12 protein-coding genes and 2 pseudogenes are annotated in these 9,260 nt (G+C 40.6%); 7 read left to right on the top strand and 7 right to left on the bottom strand.

Going from position 1 to position 9,260, the window contains the following annotated elements; genetic code table 11:
- Positions 1 to 152: pseudogene (locus tag ACMZ6U_RS07530) on the bottom strand (IS982 family transposase); the annotation flags it as partial.
- A gap of 286 nt (positions 153 to 438) precedes the next feature.
- On the opposite strand from ACMZ6U_RS07530, the gene ACMZ6U_RS07525 reads away from it, so the two are divergent.
- Positions 439 to 1,110 (top strand): lysostaphin resistance A-like protein, encoded by a 672-nt coding sequence (locus ACMZ6U_RS07525; protein ID WP_416107592.1) that lies wholly within the window; start codon positions 439 to 441, stop codon positions 1,108 to 1,110.
- Positions 1,111 to 1,154: 44 nt separating this feature from the next.
- Here the strand turns inward: ACMZ6U_RS07525 and proC are convergent, their stop codons facing one another.
- From proC to ACMZ6U_RS07510, 3 genes are all read right to left on the bottom strand, one after another.
- Positions 1,155 to 1,925, bottom strand: a complete 771-nt coding sequence (gene proC / locus ACMZ6U_RS07520; RefSeq protein ID WP_416107590.1) for a pyrroline-5-carboxylate reductase — start codon at positions 1,923 to 1,925, stop codon at positions 1,155 to 1,157.
- A 39-nt stretch (positions 1,926 to 1,964) separates the two neighbouring features.
- A complete protein-coding gene (pepA, locus tag ACMZ6U_RS07515; protein WP_416107588.1) occupies positions 1,965 to 3,029 on the bottom strand; it encodes a glutamyl aminopeptidase in 1,065 nt (354 codons plus the stop codon).
- 144 nt (positions 3,030 to 3,173) lie between these two features.
- Positions 3,174 to 3,374 carry a cold-shock protein gene (locus ACMZ6U_RS07510; protein ID WP_104967117.1) on the bottom strand — a complete coding sequence of 67 codons (201 nt, stop codon included), beginning with the start codon at positions 3,372 to 3,374 and terminating at the stop codon, positions 3,174 to 3,176.
- Positions 3,375 to 3,490: 116 nt separating this feature from the next.
- Between ACMZ6U_RS07510 and ACMZ6U_RS07505 the strand changes: the two genes are divergently transcribed.
- Genes ACMZ6U_RS07505 through ytpR form a run of 3 tightly spaced genes read left to right on the top strand, consistent with a single transcriptional unit; the run spans position 3,491 to position 4,791 of the window.
- Positions 3,491 to 3,847 carry a DUF4651 domain-containing protein gene (locus ACMZ6U_RS07505; protein ID WP_416107586.1) on the top strand — a complete coding sequence of 119 codons (357 nt, stop codon included), beginning with the start codon at positions 3,491 to 3,493 and terminating at the stop codon, positions 3,845 to 3,847.
- A complete protein-coding gene (locus ACMZ6U_RS07500; RefSeq protein ID WP_104967118.1) occupies positions 3,844 to 4,158 on the top strand; it encodes a thioredoxin family protein in 315 nt (104 codons plus the stop codon). Before ACMZ6U_RS07505 ends, ACMZ6U_RS07500 begins: the two co-directional genes overlap by 4 nt.
- 6 nt (positions 4,159 to 4,164) lie before the next feature.
- Positions 4,165 to 4,791: a YtpR family tRNA-binding protein gene (gene ytpR / locus ACMZ6U_RS07495; protein ID WP_416107584.1), complete on the top strand. Its 627-nt coding sequence runs from the start codon at positions 4,165 to 4,167 to the stop codon at positions 4,789 to 4,791.
- 28 nt (positions 4,792 to 4,819) lie between these two features.
- Here the strand turns inward: ytpR and ACMZ6U_RS07490 are convergent, their stop codons facing one another.
- Together ACMZ6U_RS07490 and ACMZ6U_RS07485 are read right to left on the bottom strand one after the other, a co-directional pair.
- Entirely contained in the window at positions 4,820 to 5,317 is a 498-nt protein-coding gene (locus tag ACMZ6U_RS07490) for a DUF2785 domain-containing protein (RefSeq protein ID WP_416107582.1), read from the bottom strand.
- A 372-nt stretch (positions 5,318 to 5,689) separates the two neighbouring features.
- Positions 5,690 to 6,403 (bottom strand): class I SAM-dependent methyltransferase, encoded by a 714-nt coding sequence (locus ACMZ6U_RS07485; protein WP_416107581.1) that lies wholly within the window; start codon positions 6,401 to 6,403, stop codon positions 5,690 to 5,692.
- Between the two features lie 63 nt (positions 6,404 to 6,466).
- Here ACMZ6U_RS07485 and ACMZ6U_RS07480 point away from each other — a divergent pair, with 63 nt between their 5' ends.
- The 3 genes from ACMZ6U_RS07480 to groL all read left to right on the top strand — a co-directional run bounded on the left by ACMZ6U_RS07480 (position 6,467) and on the right by groL (position 9,021).
- Positions 6,467 to 6,862 carry a single-stranded DNA-binding protein gene (locus ACMZ6U_RS07480; RefSeq protein ID WP_115129551.1) on the top strand — a complete coding sequence of 132 codons (396 nt, stop codon included), beginning with the start codon at positions 6,467 to 6,469 and terminating at the stop codon, positions 6,860 to 6,862.
- A 149-nt stretch (positions 6,863 to 7,011) separates the two neighbouring features.
- Positions 7,012 to 7,296, top strand: coding sequence for a co-chaperone GroES (gene groES, locus ACMZ6U_RS07475; RefSeq protein WP_416107579.1), 285 nt, complete (start codon positions 7,012 to 7,014; stop codon positions 7,294 to 7,296).
- Between the two features lie 102 nt (positions 7,297 to 7,398).
- Positions 7,399 to 9,021, top strand: coding sequence for a chaperonin GroEL (groL, locus tag ACMZ6U_RS07470; RefSeq protein WP_416107578.1), 1,623 nt, complete (start codon positions 7,399 to 7,401; stop codon positions 9,019 to 9,021).
- A 91-nt stretch (positions 9,022 to 9,112) separates the two neighbouring features.
- On the opposite strand, the pseudogene ACMZ6U_RS07465 reads toward groL, so the two are convergent.
- Positions 9,113 to 9,260, bottom strand: a pseudogene (locus ACMZ6U_RS07465) (IS5/IS1182 family transposase); the annotation flags it as partial.

Here is a 9,260-nt window from a genome sequence, read left to right as displayed (position 1 = left end):
TAGTTAATTTCAAAATATCTCAAATGATAAGCCAGTATGATTTGTTCGATTCTCAATTGTAGTCTCCTAATGCTTCTAGTCAACGTGTGCTCAATATCAAATAGCGCACAAAGTTCAGAAAAGCGAGTTTCCATCCTTCTTCTCATGGCAAGTTACATGACTCAAAAAAATCCAAAGAAGTTACATCCAGCTTATGTAGTAGCTTATGACGAACGAAATCAGTTAATTAATAACTTGGCGACGACTTGGACTTTAGTCTTTTTGATGATTTTAATGAGTGTCTTATTGCTTTTAGAAGGTTTCTTTGGCATTGTTCTACCAAATCGTTTCTTATTAATAGCATTTATATATTTCTGTCTAATCAGCCTTGTTGGAATGAAGGCCCTATTGAATCGTTTTTTATGATAAAATAGTTCTAGTTTACAATTAGGAGTTATCATGAAACAATTTTTTAAAACCTTATGTTTGATGGTGGGGTTATTCTTTTTAACACAGATACCGAGCTTATTTATAGGTGGTGTTTTAGCCTATAATCAAATTTTAGAAAAAGTTCAGTTTAATCTGATTCAAACAGCAGGTGTTACCTTTATTTTTTTGATTATTGGAGCGTTTGTAGTGGAGATTGCTCAAAAACGAGCTGTTTTCTCCCCGCTTTCTGGTGAGAAGACCAAATCAATTTGGCTGATTTTTATTATTGCCTATGCCATTATTATGATGGGAAATGGGTTATCCACGTGGGTGCTTAGTCTTGAAGGGCAGACGGATACTGTCAATCAGGCAGGATTGAATGATTTGATGACCATGCTTCCGATTCCTCTTTTTTTTGTAATGGTTGTTATCGTAGCGCCTGTGACGGAAGAAATCATCTTTAGAGGATTTGCGGCTAAGCATCTCTTTCCAAAGAAAGAGTGGTTGGGTTTAATTACTGGTTCCATATTGTTTGCTCTAGCTCATCAACCAACCAATATTGGTAGTGCCATCGCTTACGGTGTCATGTCTACGGCATTAGCATTTGTCTATTGGCAAACCAAATCTCTAAAGTATGTGATCGCCTTCCATGCCTTTAACAATTTAATTGCATTTATGGATATGCTTTTTATCCCAATGTAAAAGACGCTGAGATGAGTTCTCAACGTCTTTTTCTGTACGGATTGCTACAGCTTCTTAGCTCTATCGATGGTAGCGTCAATGGCTGATACAACACTGTGGGGGAGGCCAGTTTTTTCCAAATCCATAAGACCGGCAATGGTTGTGCCACCTGGGCTACAAATCTTGTCAATCAAGTCATGAGGGCTATCCTCTGATGCCAGAAGATTTTGAGCACTAGCCATGACGGTTTGCGTCACAATATCAAGGGCCTGTATCTTGGTCAGACCATTTTTGACACCAGCTTTAGCCATGGCTTCAATAAAGAGATAGATATAGGCAGGGCTGGAACCAGCAAGGGCTGTGAAGGTATCGAAATCCTTCTCAGCTAGCTCAAAAGTCGTACCAAAACTATCTGTTATCTCATGTGCCAGAACTTTTAAATCCTCACTAACGTCTTGATTAAAGCAAATACCTGTGGTGCTTTGGAGAATCTGGGCATTCATGTTAGGCATAATACGGATGAGAGGAAGTTTGGAGTCAGTGAGTTCTTCTAGCTTGTCTAAGCTGACGCCAGCTGCCATAGACATAACAGGCTTGGTCATGCTTAAGTCTGACAAGACAGTATTAAACATCTGTGGTTTGATGCCTAAGATGACCAAATCAACCTCATCTATCAAATCCTGATGAGATGAAGTAGCCGTCAATCCGAGATTTTCAGAAATTTCTTTTGAACGAGCAGGTGATGAGCCTGAGACGAGAATCTCATGCTCGGTTTGCTTAAGTCCGGTGATAATAGCAGTTGCCATTTTGCCAACGCCGATAAAACCAATTTTCATCCTTTATGTTACTGAGCTTTAACTTCAGCTCAGTCCTTTCTAGTATTTCTTAATCAAGTCAACGGTTGAACGGTCGAGACGCTTCACAATAGCCTGTAGGAAGTTTTGCGCTTCGATAAAGTCATCCATAGCGTAGAGTGTTTGATGTGAGTGGATGTAACGAGCACACACACCGATAGTTGTTGAAGGGATTCCTTCGTTTTTGAGGTGAGCAGCGCCAGCATCAGTACCACCTGCGGATGGGTAATATTGGTATTTGATGCCAGCTTCTTCAGCGGTAGTCAATAGGAAATCACGCATGTTTGGCAACATGATGTGACCTGGATCGTAGAAACGAATCAAAGTACCGTCCCCAAGCTTTCCAGGATTGCCATAAATATCACCTGCAGGCGAACAGTCGACAGCGAAGAAGAGTTCTGGGTCGAATTTGGTGGTCGAGACGTGCGCACCGCGAAGACCAACTTCTTCTTGAACGTTTGCACCAGCGATTAAGGTATGTCCTAGTGTCTCGTCCTTCACAGCTTGGAGCATTTCAGGCACCATGAGAATACTGTAACGGTTATCCCAGGCTTTACTGATAACATGTTTTTGATTAGCTGTTAGAACCGCTTCAGACTCAGGGATGATAACAGAACCTGGGAAGACACCAAAGCTTTCAGCTTCTGACTTGCTGGTAAAACCTGCGTCAAAGACAATATCTTCTGTTTTGGGAAGGGAAGAGCCATTACTGCCCCGTAAGAAGTGAGGTGGCACAGAGCCTGAAATAACTGGGTAGATACGACCATCTGGCGTGTGTAAACTAAAGCGTTGTGAGCTGACAACGAGAGGATTCCAGCCGCCAAGTTCAACCACACGGAAAGTACCATCTTCCTTGATTTCTTTAACCATGAAGCCAACCTCATCCATGTGACCTGCCACCATAATACGTGGGGCATTGCTATCCTCATGATGGCGAATGCCAAAAATACCACCAAGTCCGTCGGTTTGAACGTCATCAACTAGGGGTGTGATTTTTTCACGAAGGTAGTCGCGAACAGGTTGTTCAAAACCTGAAGTTCCTTTGAGTTCGGTTACTTCTTTGATTTTATGAAATAGGTCTGTCATGTTAGTCTCCTCGTCTATATAAGTCTTATTAGCATTTTACCACTTTTAATCTGAAATGAAAAAGGAGGGCAGAGATAAGTTGTTTGTGCTTATTTTTGCAACAAAAGAGTCTGAGATCATTTATCTCAGACTCTTATCGTTTAATTAAAGTTTAACGATGTTTGTTGCTTGAGGGCCACGTTGACCTTCTTCAACATCAAATGCAACTTTTTGTCCATCTTCAAGTGATTTAAAACCATCGGCTTGAATTTGTGAAAAGTGTGCGAAAACGTCTTGACCTTCTTCAGTTGAGATAAAACCAAAACCTTTTTCAGCGTTAAACCATTTTACAGTACCTTGTGCCATAATGAGTTACTTCCTTCCTTTTATGATGCGTAAATAAAAGGAGATGAAAATGTGAAACATGATAACTCTGACATTTAATTACTTACCCATCATAACCTTTATCAGTAGGAAAGTCAATGCTAAACATCATTATTCTAAAAATAATGCTAAAAACTGCCTTGGTACGGTTTTCTTGTGGTAAAATAGTGCTTATGAAGAATAAGAAATTAAACATTTTGGGTGGTGTCTTGCTTGGTTTAGGGATTACTGCCTTTGCCGCTAAGCTGGCTTATCAAATCGGTGAAGCACAGAAAGAACGTCGTATGGCAGATATTCGTGCTTATTTTAGCCAGTTTGGTGACATTCAAGTTGTTTATATTAATGATTTTGAAGACGAGCATGGTAGCAGTGGTGGCGTTGTTTTGACGGATGGTCGTCAATTTGACTTCACTTATAATAAAGGTGAGATAATTGCTCAGGAGGTTGTGGCATGATTAAGGCATCTTCTTATGAAAATATTGCTGAACAGATTGATTCTGGTGAAAAGACTGTTTTTCTCTTTACAGCTGATTGGTGTGGGGACTGTCAATATCTCTATCCCTTGTTAGAAGCGATTGAAGCGGAAAATAATGAGTTTAGGTTTATGCAGGTTGATCGTGATGATTTTATGGATTTAGCGCTAAAATGGGATATTTTTGGGATTCCAAGTTTAGTTGTGCTTGAAAATGGTCAGGAAATCGGTCGATTTGTGGATAAGAACCGTAAAACCAAAGAAGAGATTAATGCATTTTTGAAAGGATTGTAAGAAAGAATGATTTATTCGTATAACAAAGAACATGTCGGTGATGTGCTCATGGTTATTGTTAAAGAAGATAAAGAGCAAAAGGTTGCTGTTGAGCGTCATGGCAAGGTTGCGCGTGTTTTCCTTGAGGAATCTGGTGACACTGTTGCTTGGAATATTTTTGAAGCCTCTAGCTTGGTTACCCTTGACGGACGCGGTCAGGTCTTTTTGACTGCGGAGCAGGTAGCTGTTTTGAACGCTGAGTTGACTAAAGAAGGATTTTCAGAGGAACTTGTCGCAGACAATGCGCCTAAGTTTGTGGTTGGGCAAATCCTTGAGATGGTCGCTCATCCTGATAGTGACCACTTAAATATCTGTCAGGTTCAAGTTGGCGATGATAAGACGGTGCAAATCGTGGCTGGTGCGCCAAATGCGGCGGTTGGTCTCAAAACGATTGTGGCTCTTCCGGGTGCTATGATGCCGAGTGGTAGTCTTATTTTCTCTGGTAAATTGCGTGGCGAAGATAGCTTTGGCATGATGTGTAGCCCACGTGAGTTGGCTCTGCCAAATGCTCCTCAAGTCCGTGGTATCATTGAACTAGATGACAGTGCTGTGGTCGGTGAAGCGCTTGATATTGAGAAGCATTGGAAGAAGTAAAAAAGACGGTTTTCCGTCTTTTTTTTGCCTATAATGAACATATTTTTTGAATTTTGTCTTTTAAGTTTTGTTCGAGAATGTGACCTTGATTCAAATCCAAATAAATAGTCATTAGGAAATTCTGATAGTTAATCCAGCGCAAATAGTCCTTTGCTTTCGTATCTGGGAAATTGGTCTTGGAAAGCCAAATAAGCAGATCTTGTTGAGTAATCTTTTCTTCCAAAATAAGTTGGCTAATGATTGTCGCTAAGCGCTTTTCTTCGTTTGCAGTAAAAATGGCTGGCTGTTTTTTTAAAATGCTTGTGGTGACTTCCCATACTTCTTCATAAGATTCAGAAAAATCAGGATGGTGACTAGTGTAGAGTAAGAACTCTGCACCATGAGCAAAGGCATGAACCCAACCGTAGTCATCCGACCATCCTGTATTGTCTGCTTCTTCTTTTAAATAATCAGTTGATTGTCTAAAAAAAGTCTTGTCGTTGTTCGATGGATAAGGCGCCGCAATAAGCAGATTGTTTATCTCCATCTAATCCAATTAGAAGCGCCATCAATAAAGCCGTGAAGGAACGTGTTAGAGTCGCTAAACCAGTTTTATCCATGTGAAAAAATAAGAGATGACGCTGAGTGACTTGATCAGCTAACCATCTAAAGTCTGATTTGCTAACCAGACCCATCTAGTAAGGCATGACAGAAGCTAGTGTAGACCAAATCATCTCGTATCTCTGCTTATGGATGACCAATATTTTCTAGAAACCAGAGTAATTCTTCTCGAGTGTAGGGTTCTGACTTTTGCAATTTTTGATATAATCTCTGTTTCCTCTTTTTCCTTTCTTAATTTGAAGTGTCAAGAAGTGGAAATTGTCATTAGCTTGTTATTTGTGTTTCTCTATAAAGGGTATTAGTTATTCTTTTTTAACCAAAAATGTTGTAGAAAGCTAATCTCTTTATAGGGGGCTAAGTTTGAAACGGCTAGTTCAATCTGGACCATCTTTTCCAACCAATCTGCTTCGGTCTTAAATTCATTGGGTTGTAGACTGTAAAAGGTACGCAAACCATGGTAATCTTCGATAGACATCTGACTATATTCGACTAGGTCTTCCCTGGAATAGGTGCTACCGTGAGCGAATGATTTGCTTTCAAAACCTTTGCCTTGTAATAAGTCTAATGCTTGTTCTGGTTGATTAGCAAATACCACACTTTGGAAAACTTTTCCCACTTGATTATGCTTGATAATAGACAGTTTGCCATTGTTTTTTAGAAGTCGACGAAACTGGTCGAAATAAGCTGCACGCTGACTCGGTTCAATATATTCCATGACATTGTGGCAGCAGATGACGTCAAAAGACTGATCAGCTAATACTTCTAGAGCTTCTAAAGAGCCTTGAATTTTAGTAAATGTTTGGGAATCATCCGCAAAAAGCATATCAGCCTTTGGTTCAATAGCTGTTAGTTGATTCTTTTGAGCGAGGAATTGACTGACTAATCCAAATCCAGCACCAAAATCTAAAATATCCTTGTTTTCTAAGTGTGCTAACTGAGCAAAGGTCAATTCGTATTGAATTTTCCCCCAAGGTTTGGACAGCATGTCTCTATAAGATGCTAAATCTACCATAATTTTCTCCTTTTTCTTCATTTTATCATATATTTTTCGAATAAATAGTTAGGAGGAAATCTTATGTATAATAAAACGATTTTAATTGGCCGCTTGGTGGCTACGCCTGAGATGGTGAAGACGCCTAATGATAAGTCTGTGGCACGTGTGACGGTTGCTGTCAATCGCCGCTTTAAGTCTAAGGATGGCGAGCGTGAAGCAGATTTTGTCAATGTAGTTTTTTGGGGACGTTTGGCAGAAACACTGGCTTCTTACGGGACCAAGGGTAGTTTGATTTCATTGGATGGAGAGTTGCGAACGCGCTCATATGAAAAAGACGGGCAAAAACACTATATGACAGAAGTCTTAGGACAATCCTTCCAATTGCTAGAAAGTCGCGCCCAACGTGCCATGCGTGAGAATAACGTAGCAGCAGACTTAGCGGATCTAGTGCTGGAAGAAGAGGAACTGCCCTTCTAAGGTAAATGAGCTGAACACTAAAGACAAGGTTTTTAGTGTTTTTGTTTTGACTATTTTTGACCAAGTGATATAATAGTTTTTGTAGATATTAGCACTCGTTTGATAAGAGTGCTAATGAGATTTTTTATCAAAAGTATGGAGGTGTATTTATGTTAAAACCTTTAGGTGATCGCGTGGTCGTAACCTTTGAAGAAGTAGAAGAAAAATCTGTTGGTGGATTCGTTTTAGCTGGTGCTTCTTATGAAGCGACAAAAACAGCTACTGTGGTATCTATTGGACAAGGTATCCGAACGTTAAATGGTGACTTAGTGACGCCTAGTGTAGCGGTTGGTGATACCGTTCTTGTGGAAAATGGCGCTGGTCTCGAAGTAAAAGACGGTGATGACAAAGTTGCTATCATCCGTGAATCAGATATTGTAGCGATTGTAGAATAAGGAATAGAAAGGAGAAAGAGCTAGTCTGTATTGAGTTTAACTGAAAACAGATGAAAGATAGTGGTAGTACGCTGTCCTCTTAAGCTCTTGATAACTTAGAAGATGAGTAAAGATATAAAATTTTCATCAGATGCTCGCGAAAGTATGGTTCGCGGTGTTGATATTTTAGCAGATACAGTCAAGGTAACGCTTGGTCCTAAGGGACGTAATGTTGTCCTTGAAAAAGCTTTTGGGTCACCACTTATTACTAATGATGGTGTGACCATTGCAAAAGAAATTGAATTGGAAGACCATTTTGAAAACATGGGTGCTAAATTGGTTTCTGAGGTAGCTTCAAAAACCAATGACATTGCCGGAGACGGTACAACCACAGCGACTGTTTTGACACAAGCGATTGTCCGTGAAGGGCTAAAAAATGTCACAGCTGGTGCTAACCCAATTGGTATTCGTCGTGGGATTGAATCAGCAGTCGCCGCTGCAGTTGCTGATCTTAAAGAAATTGCGCAGCCTGTTTCAGGAAAAGAAGCTATTGCTCAAGTTGCTGCGGTGTCATCACGTTCTGAAAAAGTTGGAGAGTACATCTCTGAAGCTATGGAGCGTGTAGGTAACGATGGTGTTATCACTATTGAAGAGTCTCGTGGTATGGAAACAGAACTCGAAGTGGTTGAAGGCATGCAGTTTGACCGTGGTTACTTGTCACAATACATGGTAACTGACAACGAGAAAATGGTAGCTGACCTTGAAAATCCATTTGTCTTGATTACAGATAAGAAGATTTCAAACATCCAAGACATCTTGCCACTCCTTGAAGAAGTTCTTAAAACAACACGTCCACTACTTATCATTGCTGATGATGTTGATGGCGAAGCCCTCCCAACGCTAGTGCTTAACAAGATTCGTGGTACCTTCAATGTTGTCGCTGTAAAAGCACCTGGTTTTGGTGACCGTCGCAAAGCCATGTTAGAAGACATCGCTGTCTTGACTGGTGGTACGGTGATTACAGAAGACCTTGGTCTTGAATTGAAGGATGCAACAATGGCTGCGCTGGGACAAGCGGCTAAAATCACTGTTGATAAAGACAGCACTGTTATCGTTGAAGGTGCTGGAGAAGCTCAAGCTATTGCTAATCGTGTTAACTTGATTAAATCACAATTGGAGACAACAACTTCAGACTTTGACCGTGAAAAATTGCAAGAACGCCTTGCTAAATTAGCTGGTGGGGTAGCCGTTATCAAGGTTGGTGCAGCTACTGAAACAGAGCTCAAAGAAATGAAACTTCGCATTGAAGATGCCCTCAATGCGACACGTGCAGCTGTTGAAGAAGGTATTGTTGCCGGTGGTGGAACAGCTCTTGTTAACGTTATCGAAAAAGTAGCAGAACTCGACTTAGAAGGCGATGATGCAACAGGACGTAACATTGTTCTTCGTGCGCTTGAAGAGCCTGTTCGTCAAATTGCCTATAACGCTGGTTACGAAGGTTCTGTTATCATTGATAAATTGAAAAACAGCCAAGTTGGAACAGGCTTTAACGCAGCGACGGGTGAATGGGTAGATATGATTGAAACAGGTATTATCGACCCTGTGAAAGTAACCCGTTCAGCTCTTCAAAATGCAGCTTCAGTAGCAAGCCTCATCTTGACAACAGAAGCCGTTGTGGCTAACAAACCAGAGCCAGAAACACCAGCTATGCCAGCAGGTATGGACCCAATGGGTGGTATGATGTAAAACGTATAGATATAAAAGACCTTGGATTGAACTGCACCCCAAAAGTTAGACACAAAATCTAACGATTGGGGTGTTTTCTTATGAAGTTAAGTTATAAAGCCCTTAAAAGACGACTAATGTGTGATAGTTTGACAAAAGCAACCTCTGACGATACCGATTTTTCAACATCCTTAGCTAATCTTCGAGAGTGGTTCAACCAAGCAAAAGTTCGCTCAACAACCCAACGTTTGGAAATGATT

Source organism: Streptococcus pluranimalium, from assembly GCF_047785745.1.
GTDB lineage: Bacteria > Bacillota > Bacilli > Lactobacillales > Streptococcaceae > Streptococcus > Streptococcus pluranimalium_B.
This window is presented reverse-complemented; position numbering and strand designations above follow the sequence as displayed.